Source organism: Streptomyces sp. NPDC028722, from assembly GCF_040637655.1.
Classification (GTDB): domain Bacteria; phylum Actinomycetota; class Actinomycetes; order Streptomycetales; family Streptomycetaceae; genus Streptomyces.
The window spans coordinates 91,204-113,003 of the sequence record NZ_JBEZWU010000027.1; the positions used below are offsets into that span (position 1 = coordinate 91,204).

At 70.3% G+C, this 21,800-nt stretch carries 15 protein-coding genes and 6 pseudogenes; 11 read left to right on the plus strand and 10 right to left on the minus strand.

The window, feature by feature from the left end; genetic code table 11:
* Both AB0F03_RS30995 and AB0F03_RS31000 read right to left on the minus strand, forming a co-directional pair.
* Entirely contained in the window at nucleotides 1-2,163 is a 2,163-nt protein-coding gene (locus AB0F03_RS30995; RefSeq protein WP_361997875.1) for a tetratricopeptide repeat protein, read from the minus strand.
* Nucleotides 2,164-3,014: 851 nt separating this feature from the next.
* Nucleotides 3,015-3,443 (minus strand): hypothetical protein, encoded by a 429-nt coding sequence (locus AB0F03_RS31000; protein WP_361997877.1) that lies wholly within the window; start codon nucleotides 3,441-3,443, stop codon nucleotides 3,015-3,017.
* A gap of 1,234 nt (nucleotides 3,444-4,677) precedes the next feature.
* Here AB0F03_RS31000 and AB0F03_RS31005 point away from each other — a divergent pair.
* The 4 genes and pseudogenes from AB0F03_RS31005 to AB0F03_RS31020 all read left to right on the plus strand — a co-directional run.
* Nucleotides 4,678-5,076 (plus strand): annotated as a pseudogene (locus AB0F03_RS31005) (MFS transporter); the annotation flags it as partial.
* A gap of 211 nt (nucleotides 5,077-5,287) precedes the next feature.
* Nucleotides 5,288-5,514, plus strand: a pseudogene (locus AB0F03_RS31010) (ECF transporter S component); the annotation flags it as partial.
* 141 nt (nucleotides 5,515-5,655) lie between these two features.
* Nucleotides 5,656-6,372 carry a hypothetical protein gene (locus AB0F03_RS31015; protein ID WP_361997879.1) on the plus strand — a complete coding sequence of 239 codons (717 nt, stop codon included), beginning with the start codon at nucleotides 5,656-5,658 and terminating at the stop codon, nucleotides 6,370-6,372.
* Between the two features lie 350 nt (nucleotides 6,373-6,722).
* Entirely contained in the window at nucleotides 6,723-7,286 is a 564-nt protein-coding gene (locus AB0F03_RS31020) for a hypothetical protein (protein WP_361997882.1), read from the plus strand.
* A gap of 48 nt (nucleotides 7,287-7,334) precedes the next feature.
* Here AB0F03_RS31020 and AB0F03_RS31025 read toward each other — a convergent pair whose 3' ends face one another.
* Entirely contained in the window at nucleotides 7,335-8,246 is a 912-nt protein-coding gene (locus tag AB0F03_RS31025; RefSeq protein WP_361997884.1) for a hypothetical protein, read from the minus strand.
* A 174-nt stretch (nucleotides 8,247-8,420) separates the two neighbouring features.
* Here AB0F03_RS31025 and AB0F03_RS31030 point away from each other — a divergent pair.
* Together AB0F03_RS31030 and AB0F03_RS31035 are read left to right on the plus strand one after the other, a co-directional pair.
* A pseudogene (locus AB0F03_RS31030) lies at nucleotides 8,421-8,717 on the plus strand (hypothetical protein); the annotation flags it as partial.
* Between the two features lie 73 nt (nucleotides 8,718-8,790).
* On the plus strand, nucleotides 8,791-9,168 hold the full coding sequence (locus AB0F03_RS31035; RefSeq protein ID WP_361997887.1) for a nuclear transport factor 2 family protein: 378 nt from the start codon (nucleotides 8,791-8,793) through the stop codon (nucleotides 9,166-9,168).
* Between the two features lie 72 nt (nucleotides 9,169-9,240).
* On the opposite strand, the gene AB0F03_RS31040 is transcribed toward AB0F03_RS31035, so the two are convergent.
* Nucleotides 9,241-10,362: an IS630 family transposase gene (locus tag AB0F03_RS31040; protein WP_361997890.1), complete on the minus strand. Its 1,122-nt coding sequence runs from the start codon at nucleotides 10,360-10,362 to the stop codon at nucleotides 9,241-9,243.
* 766 nt (nucleotides 10,363-11,128) lie between these two features.
* Between AB0F03_RS31040 and AB0F03_RS31045 the strand changes: the two genes are divergently transcribed.
* From AB0F03_RS31045 to AB0F03_RS31055, 3 genes are all read left to right on the plus strand, one after another.
* A complete protein-coding gene (locus AB0F03_RS31045) occupies nucleotides 11,129-12,052 on the plus strand; it encodes an IS5 family transposase (RefSeq protein WP_361997893.1) in 924 nt (307 codons plus the stop codon).
* The gene (locus AB0F03_RS31050; RefSeq protein WP_361997896.1) at nucleotides 12,049-12,540 is read left to right on the plus strand and encodes an SRPBCC family protein; all 492 of its coding nucleotides are present in this window, start codon (nucleotides 12,049-12,051) and stop codon (nucleotides 12,538-12,540) included. The genes AB0F03_RS31045 and AB0F03_RS31050 overlap by 4 nt, the downstream gene beginning before the upstream one ends.
* Before the next feature lie 545 nt (nucleotides 12,541-13,085).
* Nucleotides 13,086-13,214, plus strand: a complete 129-nt coding sequence (locus AB0F03_RS31055; RefSeq protein WP_361997899.1) for a hypothetical protein — start codon at nucleotides 13,086-13,088, stop codon at nucleotides 13,212-13,214.
* A gap of 119 nt (nucleotides 13,215-13,333) precedes the next feature.
* Here AB0F03_RS31055 and AB0F03_RS31060 read toward each other — a convergent pair whose 3' ends face one another.
* Nucleotides 13,334-13,456: a hypothetical protein gene (locus AB0F03_RS31060; RefSeq protein WP_361997902.1), complete on the minus strand. Its 123-nt coding sequence runs from the start codon at nucleotides 13,454-13,456 to the stop codon at nucleotides 13,334-13,336.
* Nucleotides 13,457-13,775: 319 nt separating this feature from the next.
* The gene (locus tag AB0F03_RS31065; RefSeq protein WP_361997905.1) at nucleotides 13,776-15,206 is read right to left on the minus strand and encodes an FG-GAP-like repeat-containing protein; all 1,431 of its coding nucleotides are present in this window, start codon (nucleotides 15,204-15,206) and stop codon (nucleotides 13,776-13,778) included.
* A gap of 1,051 nt (nucleotides 15,207-16,257) precedes the next feature.
* Here AB0F03_RS31065 and AB0F03_RS31070 point away from each other — a divergent pair.
* Entirely contained in the window at nucleotides 16,258-18,162 is a 1,905-nt protein-coding gene (locus AB0F03_RS31070; RefSeq protein WP_361997908.1) for a lamin tail domain-containing protein, read from the plus strand.
* Here the strand turns inward: AB0F03_RS31070 and AB0F03_RS31075 are convergent.
* From AB0F03_RS31075 to AB0F03_RS31090, 4 genes and pseudogenes are all read right to left on the minus strand, one after another.
* Complete coding sequence (locus AB0F03_RS31075) at nucleotides 18,138-19,025, minus strand: DUF5959 family protein (RefSeq protein WP_361997921.1); 888 nt, start codon at nucleotides 19,023-19,025, stop codon at nucleotides 18,138-18,140. The genes AB0F03_RS31070 and AB0F03_RS31075 overlap by 25 nt on opposite strands.
* A gap of 4 nt (nucleotides 19,026-19,029) precedes the next feature.
* A pseudogene (locus AB0F03_RS31080) lies at nucleotides 19,030-19,269 on the minus strand (DUF5959 family protein); the annotation flags it as partial.
* A gap of 35 nt (nucleotides 19,270-19,304) precedes the next feature.
* Nucleotides 19,305-19,979, minus strand: a complete 675-nt coding sequence (locus AB0F03_RS31085; RefSeq protein WP_361997911.1) for a hypothetical protein — start codon at nucleotides 19,977-19,979, stop codon at nucleotides 19,305-19,307.
* A 104-nt stretch (nucleotides 19,980-20,083) separates the two neighbouring features.
* Nucleotides 20,084-20,266 (minus strand): annotated as a pseudogene (locus tag AB0F03_RS31090) (carboxymuconolactone decarboxylase family protein); the annotation flags it as partial.
* A gap of 47 nt (nucleotides 20,267-20,313) precedes the next feature.
* Here AB0F03_RS31090 and AB0F03_RS31095 point away from each other — a divergent pair.
* Nucleotides 20,314-21,390, plus strand: a pseudogene (locus AB0F03_RS31095) (PLP-dependent aminotransferase family protein); the annotation flags it as partial.
* Nucleotides 21,391-21,800: the final 410 nt, after the last annotated feature.

The window sequence follows — 21,800 nt, forward strand, 5'->3', positions numbered from 1 at the left end:
TCAACGGTTCCCCGCCTCCCCGAGCTGCTCGGTTCCTTCGACGGCGGCGAGGTGTACGAGCGTGTCGCCCTCGCCGTGGGGGTCGGCGAGCTCCCGGAAGAGGCGCAGGGCCCGGAGATGCTCGTCGCGGGCCTCCTCGCGGCGGCCCGCGCGCCAGAGTGTGATCCCGAGGTCGTTGCCCGCGACCGCCTGCCGATGCCGGTCACCCAGGTTCTGGTACTCCCGTACGGCGAGCAGATGCGCCTCGACTGCCTCGTCGGACCGGTCCAGCGCGGACAGGGCGGCACCGAAGTCATTCCACGCCGTGGCGACGCGCTCGCGGTTGCCCAGCTCCTCGAAGACCGCCCGAGCGGTGGTGTGCGCCGCCAAGGCCTCCTCCAGGAGCCCGGTCTTCCGGAAGGCACGCCCCAGATTGTTCGTCGCGGTGGCCTCGCGGAACCGGTCGCCGACCGAACGGAACATCTCGCGAGCCCGGGTGAGCGTGACGACCGACTCGTCGAACCTGCCCAGCTTGAACAGGACACGCCCGAGGTTGTTGAGGGTCGATGCCTCGGCCTGGCGCTCTCCGCACGCGTGCACCAACTCACGAGCACGTTCATGGGCCGCTATCGCGTCGTCGAACATGCGTGCCTCGGTCAGGGAGAGCCCCAGCATGTCCCAAGACTTGCCCTCCCCGAGCCGGTCGCCGCGCTCGCCGTGGATCTCGCACGCCTGGGCGTGCGCCACAACGGCCTCCTCGATCCTGCGGTTGTTGCGCAGGGCCAGCCCCAGACAGTTCAGTGCCTTGCCTGCGCTCAAGCCGTCGTGCAGCGCGTCTGCCGTCTCCGCGGCGCACCGGAAGACGGACACGGCGTCGTCGAAATACCTCTGCCAGCTGAGGTACCCGTGGAGGCACAGTGCCAGTCCCAGTCCGGCCCTGGCATGGGCGGGGTCGGCCGCCCACAGCGCGGCGGAGATGAGGCCGGTGCGCTCCCGTTCGAGCCAGCTCAGTGCGTCCTCCCGGCCCCGGAAGCCGGCCGTCGGGGGCCGGCCGGCCCGAGCCTGTAGATACCAGTCGGCCGCCTCGGCCCGCCGCTGGTACCGGGCGAGGAGCCGGGCCCGCGCCTGCGCGGCCTCCTGCCGCAGCGTCTCCTGCCGGGACACCTGGTCCAGCGCGTAAGCACGCACCAGATCGTGCAGGGTCCAGCAGCCCCGCACGCTGCCGGGTGCGACCAGGTGGGCGCGGATCAGAACGTTGAGTTCCCGCCGCGGCAGGGCACCGGCTCCGCAGAGCACGGTGATCGCTTCGTCGCTCGTCTCCGATCCCGGTGCGAGCGCCAAGAGGCGGAACAGCCGCGCGGGTTCCGGACCGAGGCGGCGGTACGACAGGTCGAAGGCGGCCCGCACGCCTCGTTCGCCGTCGTCCAGGTGATCGAGGAGCGTGGCGGAGTCGGCCAGTTCCGATACGAGTTCCGCCACCGGCTTCCCCGGGTCGGAGATCAGCAGAGCGGCCGCGATCTGGAGCGCCAGGGGCAGCCGCCCGCACAGCTCACACAGCCGCCCGGTCGCCCCGGGATCGTCCAGGACGCGTCGGTCGGCGGGGACCGCCGTGCGCAGCGCGCTGTGCAGGAGGTCTCGTGCCACCTCCGGCCGGAGGATGTCCAGATGGAGGAGATGGGCGCCGAGCTGGGGCATGGTGTCACGTGAGGTGACGAGCACCCGGTGCACGGTGTGGCCGGGCAGCAGTGGTCTGACCTGCCCGGGATGCGAGGCGTTGTCCACCACGATCAGCACGCGGCCGCTCGAGCGGGCCCGCTCGGCCAGGACCGAGCGGTAGAGCCCGGCGCGTTCGTCCAGGGTGCCCGGCACATGCGCGGCCGCCACACCCAAGGCGCGCAGCAGAGCCTCCAGGAGCTGTTCGGGCCCGGCGGGTGTCTCGTCGTAGCCGTGGCAGTCGACGAACAGCGCGCCGCCCGGGAACCAGCCGCGTTCTCTGGCTGTGCGAGCGGCCCGCACGGCCAGGGCGGTCTTGCCCACACCGCCCAGCCCAGCCACCGCGGTCACCGGGACCTGAGCGTGGCCGGCGCCGATGGGAGCCAAGGCCGTCAGCAGCGAGCCGAGTTCCTCGTCGCGCCCGGTGAAATCGACGGCCGTCGCTGGAAGCGCGTCCTCTACGTGCGGCATGGGTCCGTAGTGGTGGTGATGCTCCACCTTCTTCCCGATCGCTCCACTCCGGAATATCCCGTGCCTGAAGTCGATCCAATCCCCGCCGTATGTGTCCCCGCTCACATGACCATCTTGCCCGGAAAGGTGAGCCCTCGACAGGTGCGCGACCCGCCGAACCCACGCCGCTGGAACGGCGCGCGCGTACGCGAAGCGGGGCAATGCCGTGTATCACTTTCTCCACACCGCTGCGGGCGTCTTGACCGACCGTGGCAGCAGGCCGGCGGTGCCCCAGGCAGCCGCGGTTCTCAGCTCGGCGAGCGCGGTGACGGCGCCGGCCGCGTCCCCCGCACGGCCACGCCAGCGGGCGAGGTTGTGCGCCGACCGGAGAGGGCGTCGGGGTGGGCGGGGCCAAGCGGGAAGGCGTGGTGCGGGTGAGGCGGTGGGGCAGTCGCGGGCAGCGGTGACCTGACCCGCCTTCCGAGGCAGCCTCGTGACGCGTCTTCGGCGTGGGCGGTGAGGTGTCTTTCCCGATGTCGGGCCGGACGTCGAGCAGGGCGTCGGCTGCGGTGCGGACGATCTGATCGTGTTGGTCGGGGGAGGGGGCGCGGACGGTGCACTGGATGAGCTGGTGGGCTCGAACCGTCTGATGGCAACCTCGTCCGCGGAACTGACGACGGTCATCCCGTCACCGGCCAACCTCGGTCCGGTCCTGGCAGCATCCTGCCCGTGCCGGGATCACCCGACCTGATGCGCCAACGTGGGCGGAACCCGGGACATCCTCAAGGTAGTGGTCTCGACGCCCTAACCCCGCATCGGGCCCCATTCTCGCTGCCCCTGAAGTCCACTTGGTCGGGGCGGCCCTCGCCGCCTCACCTCGATGGGCCACCGTGGTTGTGCTGGGTGCCCTTGCCCTGGACCGGCCCGTGGAACGTGCCGTGACGGAAGTCGATGTGATCCCCTGCCGGGGTGTCTGCCACCGGCGTCATGGCTTGCAACTGCTTCAGCAATTCCTCCAGCGCTGCTGCGAAGTCCCCGTCCCGCTCGACCGCGTCCCCCAAGGAGTCCGTCAACCTGCGCCGAGTGCGGTCCGTGAGCTCCTCCTGTCCCGTCTCGGCTTCCTCCTGGGCCCGCTCCAGCGCCGGGTCCTGACCCAGCTTGGCGCTGACCAGGTCGTGCAACCGATTCATCCCCGCATCCAGTGCCCGGTCGACCTCGCCGTCCGCCCGGCCCCCCAGCCGATGCGCCTTGCGTACCAGCCACGCGAACACGTAACCGACCGCGACCTCAACCCCCGTCACCGGCAGCTCCCTCCCCGCGCATACGACATTGCGACCATATCCGCGCGCCCGTATCGGCACTGTCCATTCCGGGAAAGTCACTGACTGAACGGCGCCCCTGCTCTCTTGCCGAGTGCGCTGTTGAGTGGGGGCAGGTGCTCGCGACCCTGCGGCGTCAGACGGTGAGCAATCCGGGGTGGCCTGCTCCGCGTGCAGGCCGCGGCAGCCTACGAGCGGACCGCGCAAGCACTGCGCACTGACCACACCGCTTCGGCCCGGGCCGATGGTCGTGTGCCTTCGCCTTCGGCCCAGACCCTGGACGTCCACACCGGGACCGGGCATTCGGTCGAGCGCCGAACCTTCGCGGGCCGAGAGCTGGACCGCCGCGGCTATCAGGCGCGGAACCAGGGACCCGGTCCAGGGCAGGACACGAGACTGGGCCAACGCAGAGCCGGGGTCGACCGTCCGGCGCGAGCGGTCGCGAGCCGGTATCCAGCCGGGCCGTCCCCCTACTGCGGGTCGGGCCGGCGGCCAGAACGTCGCCGCTTCCCTCGTCGGCGAGGAGATCCGGGCGCCGAACATGCTCCCGTGGGCGCCGTGGTTCCACCCCGGCGTACGGGGCATCGACCTCCTCAAGGAGCCGCTCCGGGTCGGCGTACGCCTGCACGGTCGATCTGCGACTCGCCGGTCCCTGGGCGAGCGAGACGGCCTCGCTCGTCGGAACCCAGGTGTACCGGCTGGCCATGCCGCTGACCGCGGTTCTCACCCTCGACGCCAGCCCTGCACCGTGCGCACCAGGCGCTCGTCGGGTTCGAAGCGCTGGGAGGGTCGACGACGAGATGCGATCCGTTCACGGTGGGCCTGATCCCCCCTGACCGCTTGGCCCCCCGCACTCCCCAGCCCAGCACCGGAATTTTTCCCGCGCGGTCTCCTCACGGACCCACCAGCGCGCTGCACCGACCGACCGCCGGTGGCCAGCAGCAGATGGTAGCGGCCGGAGCCGGTCATACGACGGGCCCCACTGGGCTGGCCCTGCGTTGATAAAGATCGCGGCTCCGTGACTGCGCCGGGGGAGGGGGTGCGAGGCGCGACGGGTGCGCATAGCGGCGGCCGGGCCCGATGGAGCCGGGGCCGAACTTGTCGCGGACGTGGAACCAGACCACTGAGACAGTGCCGCCGCCGTTCCCGGACCCGTCCGCCCGGGGGCGCCGGCGCCGACCGGTACAAGCGACAGGACCGACACCTGGGGAGCGTCATGGCCGAAGGCTGGCGCAGGGACTTCATCTTGGATTCCGCCACTGTCTGCTGTCTGGACGGCGTCGGCCTCCAGCTGGGGCTGCTGGGCGCGCTGACGTTCGCCCCGTACCTCGTCCTCGGCCTGCCCGCCGGCGCCCTGGTCGACCGGTGGCAGCGGCGCGGCGTGCTGATCCTCTCCAACCTGGGGCAGGCGCTGCCGATCGACGCCATCCCCCTGCCGGCGGCGCTGGACCTGCTGACGTTCGGCCGGCTGCTGGCGTTGGCCTGCGTGGCCGGGACCGCGCGGGTGTTCTTCACCATCGCCTACCGCTCGTACCTGCCGGCGATCGTGCCGCAGGAACACCTGACCGGCGCCAACTCCCGCCTCACGGCGAGCGAGTCGGTGGCGGTCGCCGACGGCCCGACCGTCGAAGTCATCGTCTCCTCAACGGACGCTCGCCCCCAGACGGCGAAGATCCTCGCCCCGCTGCCCTTCCTCTCACGGTCGACCAGGTGGCCTGGGAACTGTCCGCCGCGGACGACGAGGAGAGCCACCACCCATGACCACGCCCATGAGTACGCCGACGGGCACCCGCACCCGCACCGCCATCCGGCTGACCCCGCGCGTGGTCGCCTGCCTCCCGGGCCGGCCCTTCACCGAGCAGTGGCACCGTTGCGTCGCCTTCGACATGGCCACCTCGCTGGGCTGGGACACCAGGCGACCGGTCCTCGACTTCGTGTGCGTGCCGCTGGCCGGCCCCGCCGTCCTGACCCCTTCCGGCGCGCGGCACGCAGGGCCCGCCGGGCACTCGTCCGCTTCGAGGCCCGCCGCGGCACCGGGTCCGAGCAGCGCTGACCGCCCGTCGAGCAGCGCTGACCGCCCGGCTTCCGCGGTGGCTTCGACGCCGCACACCGGGGCAGACACATCACCTGTCACGCCACACCGGGGGTGGCGGTGCAGGATGGCCGACAGAGCCGAAGCAGGAGAAGAGGGAACATGACCCGCACGCGAGCGGACGCCCGCACCCGGCACCCCCGGCACGAACGCAGGGGGGAAGCCAGGCTGTCGGCGGTGATCGCCACGCTCGCGGCCGTCGTCCTCTACCTCGCCCTGCCGCAGCGGCTCCTGATCGCCCCGCGGTACGTGCTGCCGGCGCTGGAGCTCCTGCTCCTCGTCCCGCTCGTGGCGATCAACCCGAAGCGGCTGACTCGCCAGACCAGGACGTTCCGCGCGCTCTCCCTGACCCTGGTCGGCGTCATCGCGGCGAGCAACCTCGTCGCGCTCGGCCTGCTGATCCACGAACTCGTCTACGCGGACGTGAAGGACGGCCGGGGCCTGCTCGTCGCCGCGCTCCAGGTCTGGCTCACCAACATCATCGTCTTCGGACTGGCCTACTGGGAGCTGGACCGGGGCGGACCCGTCAGCCGCACCCAGCTGCCCCGCGACGCACTTCCTCTGGCCGACTTCCGCTTCCCGCAGGACGAGAACGACGACGCCGTCCAGGAGGTCGCCGACGGCGCCAGCCGTTCCTCGGACTGGGTGCCCACCCTGACGGACTACCTGTACGTGTCCGTCACCAACTCCACGGCCTTCAGCCCGACCGACACCATGCCCCTCTCCACCCGCGCCAAGCTTCTGATGACCATTCAGAGCGTCTCGGCCCTCCTCACCTCACTCCTGGTCATCGCCCGAGCGGTGAGCATCCTGCACTGACCGCCGCACGGCACGCTCCGCGAACGGAAACGTCGGCCGAGGCGTTCGCTCCGAGCGCTCATGTCTCCTCCCAGACAGCCGCAGGACAACGGCCCCACCACGGCCTTCACTGAGGACTGTCCAGGACGACGGCGAACGGCGTGGCGGCGCCGCCGACCCGGCCCGCGTACCGGTGTCGCCCTGCGGCCTGTGTGCTCTACGCACCGGGACTCCCGTCGTGCTCCGCTGACTGCTCCACGCAAGGGCCTGTTCCGGCAGCTCGCACGGAGAGAGGCGGAGGACATGGAGGAAGGTTCCTCCCGTGCCCGCCGGTCTGGTAGGCATGGGGGGTGCGATTCGAAAGTGTTCCCATGCCGCCCGCGGTAGAGGCGCGGCCACGGGACGTACGGGGGTATCCGGTACCGGCGATCACTCCGTGGGAAGGGGACGAGCCGCAGTTCGCCCTGACCGACTACGAGCGCAGCGTGGCGTGCGCCCGGAAACGGCTGTGCTCGGTGTGCGACCGGGGCATGCCACAGGGCCCCGTGTGGCGCGTGGTGGGGGCCGCGGAGAGCGCGGCGATCGGTGAGGCGCTCGCCGCCGGACGGCCGTACCGCAATCTCGCGCCGACCCTCGAGGGCCCGGGGCACCGCGCGTGCATGCTGTACGCCTCCATGGTGTGCCCGTACCTGGCCCGGCCCAACGCCCGGCGGGGGATGTCGGCGACCGAACCGGACGAGATGACCGCGCACGTGGTGCAGGGTGCCGTCCGGGGCGCGATGGGCGCGGTGGTCGGATTCCGGGAGTACGAGTACGCCGTCACGAGCAGCCAGGCGCTGTTCCGGTTCCTCGACGTCGTCGAATTCCTGCCGCACGACACGGCCGACGCGCACCTGGACGCACTGCGGGCCGAACTCGCCCGGGCGGCGCAGTGACTTCGCGCCTCGGACGGGCCCGGCCCGATGCCGTGGGTGTGAGGACGCTCAGGGACGGTAGGCGGCCAGGCCGGAAGTCGACGTGACCTTGGCCGGCCGGCCCGAGCCGTCGGCCGGCAGGGTGACCGTGCCGGCGGGGGTACGGGCCGCGAGCGTCTTGCCGTCGGGGGACCAGGCCGGCTCGGTGTAGTCCGTGCTGGCGTGCGGGGTGAGGTCCTTGACGTGGTTGCCGTGCATGAAGTCCTCGACGAAGACGTGGTCGTGGCCCGCGACGGAGCGCACGAAGACGACCTCCTCCTCGTTCGGCGACAGCGCCGGCTGGGAGCCCTTGGTGAGCTTGCTGCCCTGCTGGCGCAGATAGTCGTCACGGATGTAGACGGCGCCCGTGTCGGCGTTGGCGTAGACCGAGGTGCCGTAGCGACCGGCCGCATTGGGCCAGACGTTGCCGGTCTGCGGGACCGCGCCGTCCGGGTCCGGGGCGCCGTTCAGGGGCAGCGTCTTCGGGGTGCCGTGGACGGCCTTGGCGGAGACGTACTTCAGCCGGGAGACGCCCTTGGCGCGGGCGGCGAAGATGAGGTTGTCCTTGGCGGGGATCCGGTACTGGGTGTCCTTCTTGGTCACCTGCCAGGTCGGGTGGGACCAGGTCTGGCCGCCGGGGTTCTTGGCTACGACGACCCGCCCGCTGCCGTCGGGGTTGGCGATATCCAGGTTGCCGGAGCCGTCAACGAAGGCGGCCTTGGCGCCGTCCGGGGACCAGGCGAGGTCGCGTACGGTCACCCCGAAGTTCACCCGGTGTCCTTTGATCTGCACGTACTTGGTGCCGTTGCTGACGGTCAGGGTGCCGTGCGAGGCGGCGGCGGTGGCCGCCGAGGCGGCGCCGGAGGCGCCCAGCAGCGCGGTGCCGGTGACGGCCGCGGCCACCGCGATGGCGGCGGTGGTGGTGCGGGTGCGTGTGGTCATAGTGATCCCCCATGAACATGGTCATGTCGTGTCGTGCGGCGGCGCCAGAGCCGCTGCGCCGTCCCCCGGGGCCCGCTGAGGGCCGCGCGAGCGCCTGCCGCTCTGTCCGTGGGAACAGCCTGTCAAGCCCCGATCTTGGAACCGTCCGCTCGGTGTCACAGGGGCGTAACGCGCAGTTCCCGACCGCGGCTACTGCGAAGACGCGGAATCAAGCACACGATTCCCGGCTCAGAGGACCAGCGGACCAACCGCCGGCGCCGGGGCAGCACGGGCGGCAGACCCGCAGGGTTCGACCGCGAGCGCTTCCGGCGTCGTAACGAGGGTGAGCCGACCATCAACCGGCTCAAGAACTTCCGTGCTTTCGCCACCCGTTACGACAAGCGGGCCTACGTCTTCCACGGCACGGTCATCGCAGCAGCGGTCCACTTGTGGATCCGCCCACGATCCGACGGACAGTGTCTAGTGCTGTAACCGGGATGGTCCACTGCGATCGAAAGGCGGCTCGCGGGACGAGCGCACGCGCAACGGCTGGTATTACTGGGGCATGCAGGAAGAGACGGCACGCTCCGCGATCGACACGTTCATCTCCGCGTTTAACGCCTCGGACGACAGCTATGTGACCGCCCTGCTCTCCCAGGCCCTGACCTCAGACGTGATCTTCTGGGGGCCGTTGGGTCGCAGTGAAGGAATCGCGGCGGTCGAGCGGTTCGTGCTGGACATCCGGCGCCACCCGGCGGGGACTGGCACTATGGTGCGCTGCTCAGCGGTGGACATGCCTGACGAGTGGGCCCGGTACCAGTGGGTCTTCACCATGCCGGATGGAGGCCCCCGCCTGGCGGGAACGGACGTCGTCCATCTACGGCGGAGCCTCATCGACCAGGTCATCGTCTTTGCGGGGGAGATCGAGCCGTCCGCCGCCTGAGCCGTCCTTCTGTTGCTCTCCTTCTCGTGAACTTGTCCCTTTCGGCACTCCGGGGCTGCGGTTCGCGGTCGGTCAGGCTGCGGCGTTGAGGGGGCGTCCGCCCCAGCGGATGCCCTTCTCGCTGCGGATGCGGGCGCGTTCCTTGCGTTCGGCGGCCAGGACGTCGCGGTGGCGGGCGTTGGCGTTGCGCCAGCGCAGGTAGGCGTGCAGGGCCCGGGTCTGCACGGTGTGGTTGGGATAGTTCGAGTTGGCGATGGTGAACTGCCTCAGCGGTCCGAAGTGCGCCTCGATCGGGTTCGCCCACGAGGCGTAGGTCGGGGTGAAGCACAACTCGACCTTGTGCTTCTTCGCCCAGCGCCGGATGCCGGCGCCCTTATGGGCGGACAGGTTGTCCATGATCACGTAGATCGGGGCGCCGTCGGGCCGGGGGGCGCGGATCGACTTCAGCGCGGCCAGCGTGTTCGCGGCACCTTTCTTGCGGCGGTTGACGCCCCACAGACGGTCGTCGCCGACCGAGTAGCAGCCGTGGAAGTAGCGCACCCCCTGGGTGCGGTGATAGGTGGCCGGCAGCCGGTTGGGATGTTTCCGTCCCGCCCAGCACGAACCTGCGGTGGGACGGATCCCGAGCGGTCCGAACTCGTCGAAGGAAAACACCCGGTCCGGGAAGCGGTCCACAACCTCCTCGATCCGGTCCAGCTTCTCCTCGCGGTCCGGGTCGGGGGACTCCTTCCACGTCTTGGTGCGCTGAAAGGTGACACAACGGCGGGCAAGCAGGCCGCGTAACGCCTCGCGACCGATGCGGATCACACGACCGCGGACTTTCCGCAGGTAGGCGACGAGTTTGTGCAGCGACCAGCGGGTGAAAGGCTGGCCGAGCTTGGTCGGGCGGGTGGTGGCCGTCTGGACGACGAAGTCCTCGTCGTCACGACTGAGCAGGCGGGGACGGCCTCCCGCCCACCGAGGGGCCAGGCAGGCCAGGCCGATCTCGTTGAACCGGTGGATCACATCGCGCACGGTGTCCTCGTCGGCCTGCACCAGCTTCGCGATCACCGGTACCCGGTTCCCGCCGGCCGACGCCAGCAGCATCATCGCGCGCCGGTAACGCACCGAGTTGGTACTGCCGCGGCGCACGATCTGCTGCAGTTTCTGCCCCTCCTGATCGGTCAGTCTGCGCACACGGACAGGCTCGGCCACCGCACCTCCAGCGGTCAGATCGGACGTCACCGCACATCCAACCGTCACGATGGCCAACCCGGCGAACGTACGTGGTCAGAGCACTAGGTGTGCTGTCCCGGCGGGAGGGGTGGCCGCGGCAGAGGCCAGGTGTGGTTGACCGGAACATCGGGCGCGGTTGACGGACGGCCCCCTCCTGGCGGTCGGCGGCGTGCGGAGGGAAGGGGCCGTCGGCCCGGAGGCCGGATGGCCGCCGGGCCGGTTCAGCGCCGAGCGTGTCGGCGCCCGGTGGTGAGGTCGGTCAGACCCAGATGGACAGGCGGGCGGTGGTGAGGGTGGCGTCACAGAAGTAGCTGACGGCCTGACCGCGGGCCACGTAGGCCTTGCCGGCTGCGTCGCAGGCGGCGGCGCTCGGGTACATGCCGACGTAGACCTACCCGGCGGCCTGCGCGGACGGGGCGAGCAGCAGGGCGGCTGCGGCCAGCAGTCCGGTCAAGCTCAGGGTCGAGATCGCTTTGCGCATGGGTGGGCTGCTGCCTTCCTGTTCCGGTGGCAAGAGCTCCGGTCGTGATGATCCGGTGCTTGGTGAGCGGTTTCCTTCACAGCCGGACCGGAGAGCAATGGTCCAGACCAAACCGATTTGGCCAGAAATCGTCGAAGCAGCCCTGGCCGGGCGGGTGGTCCGCGGTCTGCCCGCCGGGCGGTGACCGCCCGGCGGGAGTCGGGGAGGCGAGGTTCCGGGCGGTGGGTCCGTCGGCGAAGGGCCGGGGCCCGAACGCGGTCCTCCGTGGCGCCTCCTCTGGTTCCAGGATGGCTGGCGGGCCACGGCGGTCGGCCCGACGGCTACTGCCACCGGCAGATGATCGACGCGGTGCGCTATCTCGTCGACGACGGCATCAAGTGGCGGGAGGTGCCGGCCGACTTCCCGCCCTGGCCGCGGGTCTACGCCTTCTTCGCCCGCCGGCGGGACACAGGGTTGGTGGGCGAACTGCACGACCGGCTGCACCAGGCGGTCCGCCGAAATGAGGGCCGTGGCGCGGAGCCGAGCGGGGTTGTGGTGGACTCGCAGTCGGTGAAGGCGGACGCGACCGTCGCCCACACCGCACGCGGGTTCGACGCGGGCAAGAAGATCAACGGACGCAAGCGGCACCTGCTCACCGACACGCTCGGGCTTCTCCTGGCCGTGCTGGTCACACCGGCGTCCGTGACCGATCGGGACGGCGCCCGGGCACTCCCGCCGCAGGCGACCGGATGCTTCAGGCGGCTGGCGCGGGTCTGGGCCGACGGCGGCTACACCGGCCAACTCACCGACTGGACCAGCCAGCATCTCGGACTCGTCCTCGACATCGTCCGCCGGGGTGATGGCATCCGAGGCCTCCAGGCACTGCCTCGTCGCTGGGTGGTCGAGCGATCCTTCGCCTGGCTCCTGCGCAGCCGGCGCCTGGTCCGGGACTCCGAACGACGCACCGATACGAGCGAAGCCGTCATCCGGCGGTCGATGATCACACTCATGAACCACCGCCTGGCCGCAGCACGCGTGTCACCAACGTCCTGGGACACCACAGTCAGGGCCTGTTGCCATAGTGGATCACGGTCCTGGATGATCAGGGAATCCGACGTTGAGGGGGCGACGTGCGATTTACCGATGGTCCGAGTGTGCGCTGTGATGTTCATGTCGAGGCAGCTGTGCCGCGGGTCTGGGACCTGGTGACCGATATTCGTCTGCCCGCCCGGCTCAGCCCGGAGCTACAGCGTGTCGAATGGCTCGGTGGCGCGGACCGGCCCCTGGTGGGTGCTCGCTTCGAGGGCTACAACCATCACCAGCAGATCGGCGAGTGGCGGACCGTCTCCCATGTGGTCGAGCTGGCCGAGCAACAGGTGTTCGCCTGGGCAGTCACGGATGCGGATGGCCGGTATGGAGAACCGACGCTGGATCCGGCCAGACCCATGGCGACCTGGCGCTACGAACTCGAGGCCGAGGGCGGGGGCACCCGGCTGCGGCAGTCGGCCCTCATCGGGCCGGGCCGCAGCGGAGTCACGCTGGCCCTCGAGCGCTGGCCCGACCGGGAGGAAGAAATCATTGCTTTTCGACTGAAGGAGCTGCGCACCGGGATGGAAGCCACCCTTCGCGGCATCAAGGCGCTGGCCGAGGAAGGTGCCCAACATCCCGGTGGGAGGGGTGTCACAGCCACTCGTTGACGGTCGCGGCAAGGACGGTCGCCTCGTAACGGACCGCGAGCTGGTGGTATAGCGCGGCTACGGCCCGGTGCCTTTCGAGGCGGTCGATACCGTGCTCACCCGCTTGGCGCTCGCGGTAGTCAACCTGGTCGGACTTCGGCGGCCGGCCGCCGAGCGAGCCGCGTTTCTTGCGGGTGCGGCTCTGGCCGGCCTTGTCCCGGTTGGTGCAGCGGATGCCACGCCGCCGCAGGATAGGCGCGATTCTTGCGAGAGGCGTACGCCTTGTCCGCGCGGACCCGCCGCGGCCGAGTGCGGGACCTTCCCCCCCAGCCGGGAACCCGGACACGGCCCGGGACGACCTCGAACTGCGGAGAGTCGCCCCGCTGCCCGGCGGTGATGACGATCGACCTGGGCTTTCGCCGCTGCTCGACGGCCAGGCTTCCTTCGCCAGCGCGGCCCTCGCACCCGGCCTGGGGCTACCCGCACCACTCGTGCCCACGCCAACCCTCACCCGCCTTCCGGGCGACGGTCGGCATCCCGGTATTGGGTGTTGTAGGTCAACCAGTGTGCGAGCTGCGCACCCCCGTACCCGACACCCCCTGCGCGACTACGTCGACGACATCGACAGCGTTCGTGTCATCTACTACGTCACAGCCCTCCGGCAGATCACGATCGTCGCGTACGTCGGGGCGTGAACGCCTGACGAGCACCTGTGCAATGCCTCGCACCCCGAAGGAGCAGTTGCGCCGCGCGGCAGCAGCAGCGGGCCGACGGCCGTGCCATAGGAGTCGTACGGGGTGGCGCGGCCGTCGTGTCAGGTGGCGTTCCGCTCGGACAGGAAGGCGAGCAGCAGGGTGAACAGATGGTTCACGGCCTGTTGCTGCCGATCGTCCGTCAGCTGGTGTCCAGCGGCGGACACCGGCGCCGGGGAAGGCATCCTCGAGGACGAGCAGGATCCAGACGAAGCTGCTTTCCTCACCCTTGCGGGCGAGCAGCCATTCCCGGAACCCGTCCAGTAGCCTCCCCGACCTGCCCAGGTCGATCCCTGTGACGAGTATGGCCGCCGCGTGGTAGCTGCCGTCCAGGCAGTACATCCCCGGCCGGTCACGGATGCTCGTGATCAGCTCTGCGTCAGTCACGAACCACCCCACTATGTTCGAAGTGGATGGTGCAACGCCGCCCGGGCGTGCTCGGCCGGGGATCGGAGGTGTCCTCGCTCGCCTCGCGCCCTCCCCGCGCGTTCGCCCGCCTGAATGTCAGCCGAGGAGGGTCTCGCCGATGCCGGAGCCGGGTGCGACCTCGTAGTCCTTGGGGCCGAAGACGCTGACGCTGCTCGTGCTCACTCCGCTGCCGGTGCCCCGCAACTGCCAGACGGCGCCGCTGCCCTGGTTGTGGTAGGGATCCTCACCGGGGGCGGTGACGGCGAGATCCGCTTTGCCGTCGCGGTTGAAGTCGGCGAGGCGGACCTGGGAGCCGAAGGCGTCATTGTTCTCGGCGCTGCCGGGAATACCGGGGGTGTTCTGTGAGTAGCGTGCCGCGCCGGTGGTGGTGAGTCCGCCGGCGCCTGCGCGCAGCACGAGCACATCGCCTCCGCTGAAAGCCCGGCCGAGGGTTTCGGAGGGGATGCCGATGGCGAGGTCTGCGCGGTGGTCGCCGTTGATGTCGGCTATGGCCATCGCCGCGCCGAACTCGTCTTCCTTCTCGTTTGCGCCGGGGATGCCGGTGGTGTTCTGGTGGTAGACGCGGCCGGCGGGGGCGAGGCCGCCGTGGACGTCGGGGTCGCCGTAGCGGACGGTGATGTAGCCGGCGCCGTGGCTGGGGTCGGTCAGCCCGTTGGGGTCGAGGCGGGGGTTGGACAGGGCGATGACAAGGTCGTCGCGGCCGTCGCCGTTGAGGTCTCCGGCCGTCACGCGGTCTCCGCCGGCGAGCCGGGCCTGGGCGGTGAAGGAGTCGGCGTCGGTGGTACCGGGGTCCTGGCTGTAGATGAGGGTGGTCTTCTGCTGGACGACGGCCAGTTCGTCCTTGCCGTCGCCCGTGAAGTCTCCGGCTGCCAGGTGCCCGCTGCTGGTGGAATCAGGGCCGGTCACGTCATGGCCGGCTGGCGCCTTGGTGCGGGTGAACGTGCCGGAGTACAGCCGCAGAGACGTCTGACCGCTCACGGCGATGTCCGGGCCGGAGTCACCGGTGAAGTCGCCCACGGCGATGTCGGTGCCGAACATGCGGGAGGGATAGGACGGTCCCGAGGGCAGGGCGAGGGCGCTGCGGAATGGTGAGGTGCCGCCCCACAGCACGGTTACCGAGCCGTTCCCCGACGCATCTCCTTCGCTGCCGACCAGCAGGTCGGCGTACCCGTCGCGGTTCATGTCGGCGCTGGCGAGGCTGCTGCCGAAGAAGTCCTGGTACCCGGCCGTGCCGGGGACGTTGGTGGAGTTCTGCGTGATGTAGACGTGCTTGCCGGTCAGACCGTGGGCGGAGCCGAAGGTGAGGAGAACGGCGCCGGCGCCCTCTTTCCCGCTGATGGTCTTGGCAGGCATGCCGATGGCCAGATCGCGGTATCCGTCGCCGTTGAAGTCGTCGGCCGACCTGGACCCGGCGGCGACGGCCTGGTCGGCCGAGACGGCTACCAGACTGCCGGTCAGACAGGTCGCCAGGGCCGCTGCAACGGCAAGACGGACTGAGTAACGCACGGAAAACCCCTGTTTCACCGCAGACGCCGGCGGCGTCCGATCAGAATGACGGCCCGCAACCGCGTGCCGTAGCGGACTACCCGCTTGTTCACGCGATGCGTAACAAGGGAACAGACTCCCTACCGGCACCGATGGTTGTATCGCGGCCTCCATGAACGTTCCTTCGCGCCGGTCTTACCGGCACGAGGACCGCGACGATGCCCATAGGCGCGGCTACCGGCCGCACCTTGATCAGGGTCCCGGCCGCGCACTGAAGGCACAGCACCCCTACGTCAGCGCGCGGCCTTCTGGCTCGCCGGCCAGGGAGCTGACCGAACGATGCAGGAACTCCTCCAGGCCGTTGATGACGACCGGGAAGTGCTTGTCACCGCGGCTGCTCATCCCGTTCCCTCCGAGGGTGGCGGTCTCGTCCATCCCCGCACGCGCAAGGCCTGATCCCCGAGACCACCACCGGCCTACGAACCTCCCCGGCCGCCGCTGAGAGCGGGATCACGCGGAGAGAGGGCGCCCCGCCCGGGCCGCCGAGGAGCTACAGCCCGAGGGTGAGGTCTGTCACCTCCCGTCCGGCGGCGGCATGACCGGTGCGCAGCGCCGGGCCGAGATCCGCCCCATCGACGACCGCCTCGGCCCGCCCCGCTGACCGCACCCAGGACCCACCGGGTCGTGCTCACTGCCGCGCCCGCCGCGGGCCTGCCCACGGCGAAGATGGGCGTCGCCTGGCGGGCAGGCTCCGGGATCACGCACGGCCGCTACTGGCCCACCCTGTGCGCCTCCCAGCCCGTACACCGCGCCGGCCGGCGCGATGACTCGGCAGGACCGCGTGGGCAGGGCGGTGCAGCCCAGGGTCGTGTTCTGACCGTCTTCGGCGGTGCCGTCGCATCGCGAAGTAGCGATGTGCGCCTGGCGTTCTGGTGGCAAGTAGGTGACAGTCGGATGGAGTTCACGCTGTCTCAATATCGCGTTGTCAGAGTTCCGCCTCGTGCCTATCTCACACTCGCGTTCCGGCGTCGCCTCTGTATGCGCCGCCGCTTTGACGCTTTCAGGACTGCTCGTGACAGGAACGGTCGCCGCTCAGCCTGCGGCTGCCGCGGACCAGGCCGGCTACCAGAATGTTCGGATCAACGAGGTCACCTCGTCGAACAACGACACGGTGGAGCTGTACAACACGGGCCCGAATGCGGTGAGCATCAGTGGCTGGAGAATGTCCGACGACAGCTTCTCGCCGCAGACGTTCAGCCCGTCCTCCAGCACGATCCCGGCAGGCGGCTTCGTCACCTTCAACTCGCCCAAGGGACTCGGTGATGCGGACAAGCTGGTGATCTACACGGCGGGCGGCACGGTGGTCGACCGCGTCGAGTGGGCCGCCAACGGGGCGAAGCCTGCCATGGCGCGTTGCGGCGGCGACGGCACCGGGGGGTGGGTGACCACGACCGCAGCGTCCACGTTCGGGGCCTCGAACGCCTCAGGCTGCCCGTCGTCGATACCGGCGGCGAGCCGGGTGCGGATCAACGAGGTTACTTCGGAAGGCGCGGACACCGTCGAGCTGTTCAACGGCGGAAACAGCGCGGTCAGCATCGGGTCGTGGAAGTACGTCGACAATGACACCAGCCACTCCTCGGTGCCGATCTCGTCCTCTTCACCGAGTGCGACCAGCATCCCCGCGAAAGGCTACGTCACGTTCGACTCCGCCCTCGGTCTGGGCGACAACGCCTCGGTCTTCCTCCTCGACAGCAACGGCAACACCGTCGACTCGGTGAGCTGGGCGACCGATGCCGCCAAGCCGTCGGACGAGCGCTGCGCCAACGGCACCGGTTGGTTCCACACCTCCACGACCACGACGCTCGGCAGCGCGAACTCCTGCTCCGGCAGCGGCGGTGGTGGTACCGGCGGTGGTGGCGGTCAACTGCTGGGTGGCGGTGGCTCGCTCACCAGCGGCTGCACCCCCGAGGCGCCCTCCGGTACCGGTTCCACCCCGGCGGGCACACTGGCATGGCCGGGCGGGCTGGACGTCACGATCGCCGACAACGTCTGCGCGTTCACGACGTCCACCGGCCCGGAAGGCCGGGACCTGAGCGGCCTGGCGTTCGATCCGGCGAACCCGTCGGTGCTGTGGGCGGCCAAGAACAAGAACTGGCTGTACAAGCTGGTCAAGAGCAACGGCAAGTGGATCCCGGACGCGTCATGGAGCGTGACCGGCAAGCAGATCCGTTTCGCCGACGGCACCGGTCAGCCGGACTCCGAGGGTCTGACGGTCGGCGCTGACGGCCACATCTTTGTGACCTCCGAGCGTGACAACACCAATAACACTGTCCCCAAGGACACGATCATGGAGTTCGACCCGGCCGCGACCGGATCGACGCTGACGCCGATCCACCAGTGGGACATGACCTCGCAGTTCCCGCAGCTCAACACCGGCAGCAAGGACGACGCCAACCTGGGCTTCGAGGGTGTCGGCTATGTACCGGACAGCTGGCTGACCGCGAACGGCTGGGTCGACCCGCTCACCGGCGCCGCTTACAACCCGGCGAACTACCCGCTGCACGGGTCTGGCCTGTTCTTCGCCGGCCTGGAGTGGGACGGCACCCTGCATGTCTACGGTCTTGACTCCGATGGCACGTTCACCACGTTCGGCACGTTCGCGACCGGCAAGAACTCCGTGATGGATGTGACGTTCGACGCCGGAACCCAGCGCATCGTCGCGACCTGCGACAACACCTGCGGCGAGACGCACACCTTCATGAAGGTCAACGCCAGCGGCGCGATCGTTCCGGACGTGACCTACACGAACCCGGCCGTCATGCCGACCGATAACCTGGAGGGCTTCGCGATCGCTCCGCAGTCGACCTGCGCCAACGGCTTCCGCGAAGCGGTATGGAGCGACGACGGCATCTACGGCTTCGGCTCCCGAAGCTCCTCCTACGGACACGCCGTCTACAGCGGTACCTTCCCCTGCTGATCCTGCTGACCACGGAAGACGGCGCACACACCATCTGGTGGCGGGTGGCGATGGCCTGTTCCATCTGCGCGTACGTGCGGGTGCTGGAGAGGGTGACCGCGGTGTGCGAGGCGAGCATCACGCCCGAGGCCTCGCTGATCTCCGTCACCGCTCCCGGCCGACGGGGTTGCCGGGCCGCCGGTCCGGAGCGTCCGTGCCACCCCAGGCGTGCTCCGCGGGGCCGTCGAGAGGAGGCGGGGCGTGAGGCGGGTCCGGCGGCCGGGGCCAGGAGGAGGGGCGGGTACGCTCCGTCGCCCGCGCGCACGGTGTCTCCGTCGCGCGGGTCCGGCCGGCGCGGACCCTGCACCGGGCCCGCACGTGCTGGGCATTCCGGGGGCCGGCGATCCCGGCACCTGGAGCGAGACGTGGCAGCCGGTGCGCTGCGGCTCCCGGCGGAGGGAGTGCGACTTGTGTGTGGGGGGCTGAGCGAATCGCCCGCTCGGCGGGACGGCTGGGCCTACCGTGCCCTGGCGCCGGGACCGGCAGGCATACCCGGGCACCCTGCTGCGTGCCGCTCCTCCGCCGCGCCGGACGCCCGTCTGCGGGGGCGGCTTCCCCCCTGTCCCTGACAGCACCGGAAACCAGTCATCCATCACCCGGCGCAGGCGCTGCCGATGGTCGGCGATCCAGTCGCCCGGCGGGACCAGCGGGACCCGGACGGTGACCATGGACCCCGACTCGTCCTCCACCACCACCCCAGGGCATCCGCGCTCCCCGGTGAGCTGGATGAAGAGGGACGGACCCTTGCCCATCTCCACCCAAGCCACGTCCACAACGGCGTCGAGCCTGTCCAACACGTCGGCCCATTCCTCCAGTGTCGCCAGCCGACAGTGCGAGGTCGATACGGCCGGACACGAAAGGCGTCCTGACGACGATTTCGGCGTTCAGCCCGGCAGTCCACCTCGGGTCACGTCCCAGCACGTCGACCGTGGCGCTGTTCCCCTCGTCGTCAGCGAGGTGGATGAGCTCCGCCAAGGGAGTGACACCCATGACCGCTTTTTCGTCCGCCCCTCGCACACCGTCCCTCCCGGCGGGAGGACAACTCCATCGGAACGGTCGACGGGACATGCACCGCCGGGGCCGCCGCACCACCGCCCTGCTCGTCAGCGCGTGTCGGCCGCCGCGAAGTCGCCCGTGAGCCCTGCGCGGGCGAGCGCCCGCACGAGGGCCGGCCGGTCCAGCGGCTCGTCGTAGCGGTTGGTCGGGCCCAACCGTTGCAGCAGCTTCTGCGGCTCCAGTCGGTACGCCTCCGCATCGGCCAGCAGACTGTCCGCGCTCGGCCCGGCGACCGCGTCGTCCAGTTGGCTGGTGAGGCCGACCAGTACTTCGCCGCGGTCGATGAAGCAGCTCATGCCGCAGTCCAAGCCGTCGTCGTCGAGGTCGTCGGGGTACGGGACCCGGGCCCAGACGCCGTTCTCGTACCAGTAGGCGCAGTCGATCTCACGATCCTCGTAACCGTCCCGCAGTTCCTCGCGGGGCAGCCAGTCCGGACCACCCGCCAACACGTCGATCGCCGGCTCGTAGGACTTGATGCCGCTCGCCTCGTCCTCCCCGTAGAGGACGAACCGGCCTTCACCCTCCTTGGACAGGACCCACCAGGTGCAGCCGCAGTCGTCCCAGTGGAGGCCCCTGTCGTCGATCCACCGGCCGGTGCGGAAGCGCGGAGGACGCTCCTCGCCCTCGGTGGTCGCCTCGAGGGCGGCGAGCAGCGCCCAACGCGCCCACAGTTCTTCGGGCGGTGGCAGGTCCTCCGGCGAGCCCGGCCGGTGAACGGTCATGTGTACCCCCGTAGGCGTGCTGATGGCGATGATCGCAACGATACGGTCCGCCTCTGACACCACCGTCTCAGGTGGCCCGACGGGGACTCGCCGGCCGGCTCCGGTTCCTCGTCGGCGAAGTGGGCGGCGACCTCGGCGTGGACGGTGCCGGGGACACCGCCGTCGGCGATCAGCGTGACCGCCTCCGTCAGCGCTAGGGCCGCCTGCTCCTTCGGGGTGAAGAAGTGACGGGCCTCGCGCCGGACGGCGGCCATGTGCAGCTGCTCCTCGCTGCCTCCCGCCTTGCGAATGTTCGGCCTAATAGCCGAATGGACCCGACGTAGGGTGCACGTCCATGGGGGAGTCATGGGTCAGTTCCAGTGAGCGCATCGGTGGGGACCTGCACACCTTGAACTGTCCGGACCGGGCGGTCGCCGTACGGCGCTGACGGCGGCCCTGCGCGAGGCCGTACGCAGCGGCCGGCTCGCGCCGGGCAGCCGGCTGCCGCCGTACCGCTCGCTCGCCGCGGACCTGGGGGTGGCCGCAACACGGTGGCCGACGCGTACGCGGAGCCGGTCGCGGAGGGCCGGCTGACGGCCCGGCAGGGTTCCGGCACCCGGTGGCCGAGCGCGCCGAGCCCCCGCGCCACCCGGCGCGGACGCCCGTGCGGGTGCCGCGCGCGAGGGGACCGCGCCACGACCTGCGGCAGGGCGCGCCGGACGCGTCGGCCTTCCCGCGAGCGGCCTGGACGGCTTCCTACCGCCGGGCGGTACAGGGGGTGCCGAGCGAGGCGTTCGGGCCCGGTGACCCTGCCGGCGGCCGGGAACTGCGGGAGGCGCTGGCGGACTACCTGGCACGCGCGCGAGGGGTGCGTGCCGAGCCGGACCGGATGGTGATCTGCTCGGGCTTCGCGCACGCGCTACGGCTGCTGTTCGGGCAGGGCGCCCCGCGGCCTCCGTGCGGTCAGGCCGTGCAGCCGGCGCTGCGCGGTCCGCTCGGCGTGGAGGCGTACGGCTCGAGTTCCAGCGGGGCCTGCTCGCGGCGGTCGGCGTCCGCACCGTGCCGCTGCCGCTGGACGAGCACGGCGCGCAGGTGGATGTGCTCCAGCGGGAGCGGGCCGCGCTGCTGACGCCGGCGCACCAGTTCCCGACCGGCGGTCCGCTGCACCCCGAGCGCCGGGCAGCGATGATCGACTGGGCGCGGGCGCGCGCGGTGGTGCTGGAGGACGACTACGACGGGGAGTTCCGGTGCGACCGCCGGCCTGTCGGCGCGCTCCAGGGACGATCCGGAACGGGTGGTCTACCTCGGCTCGGTCAGCAAGAGCCTGTCGCCCACGCTGCGGCTGCGCTGCATGGTGCTGCCGCAGTGGTATGTGGAACCGATGCCCGCGGCGAAGGGGCAACGGGAGGGCTGGGCGAGTGTGCTTTCCCGCACGGGCGCCGGGGCTGGGTGAGTGGAACTACGTGGCCTCCGGCTACCGGCACCGCTGATGAGCGCGGGAGCGGCGATGGTTGCGGCGCTTTACCAGAGGCGGCCAGCACAACCCCGCCCGCGCAGCGTAATGCGCACACGAAAATCAGTGAGAATTTGTCCTATATGGCCGTTATTACGCGCGGACGTTGCGGTTTTCCCGTCCCGCTATACGTTGTCCCTGTCGCACTTTACCTTGGTGGTTTAGACCGTGTCCTACATGGTCAGTTGCCAGTTGTGCTGGACATGGGGAGTGGACGGTGGAGATGGATCGTTCCGGACGGCTTGTGGGAGATAGCGAAGCCGTTGCTGCCGCCGGCGCGGGTTCGGCCGCAAGGGGGTGGTGTCGCGAACATCGATGATGAGGCGGTC

Excerpts from the sequence above, each read along its gene's own strand:
- AB0F03_RS31060 (WP_361997902.1), bottom strand. The coding sequence starts at position 13,456 with ATGCCTTCCCCGGCGCCGGTGTCCGCCGCTGGACACCAGCTGACGGAC.
- AB0F03_RS31020 (WP_361997882.1), top strand. The coding sequence starts at position 6,723 with ATGCCGCCCGCGGTAGAGGCGCGGCCACGGGACGTACGGGGGTATCCG.
- AB0F03_RS31015 (WP_361997879.1), top strand. The coding sequence starts at position 5,656 with ATGACCCGCACGCGAGCGGACGCCCGCACCCGGCACCCCCGGCACGAA.
- AB0F03_RS31085 (WP_361997911.1), bottom strand. The coding sequence starts at position 19,979 with ATGACCGTTCACCGGCCGGGCTCGCCGGAGGACCTGCCACCGCCCGAA.
- AB0F03_RS30995 (WP_361997875.1), bottom strand. The coding sequence starts at position 2,163 with ATGCCGCACGTAGAGGACGCGCTTCCAGCGACGGCCGTCGATTTCACC.
- AB0F03_RS31025 (WP_361997884.1), bottom strand. The coding sequence starts at position 8,246 with ATGACCACACGCACCCGCACCACCACCGCCGCCATCGCGGTGGCCGCG.
- AB0F03_RS31035 (WP_361997887.1), top strand. The coding sequence starts at position 8,791 with ATGCAGGAAGAGACGGCACGCTCCGCGATCGACACGTTCATCTCCGCG.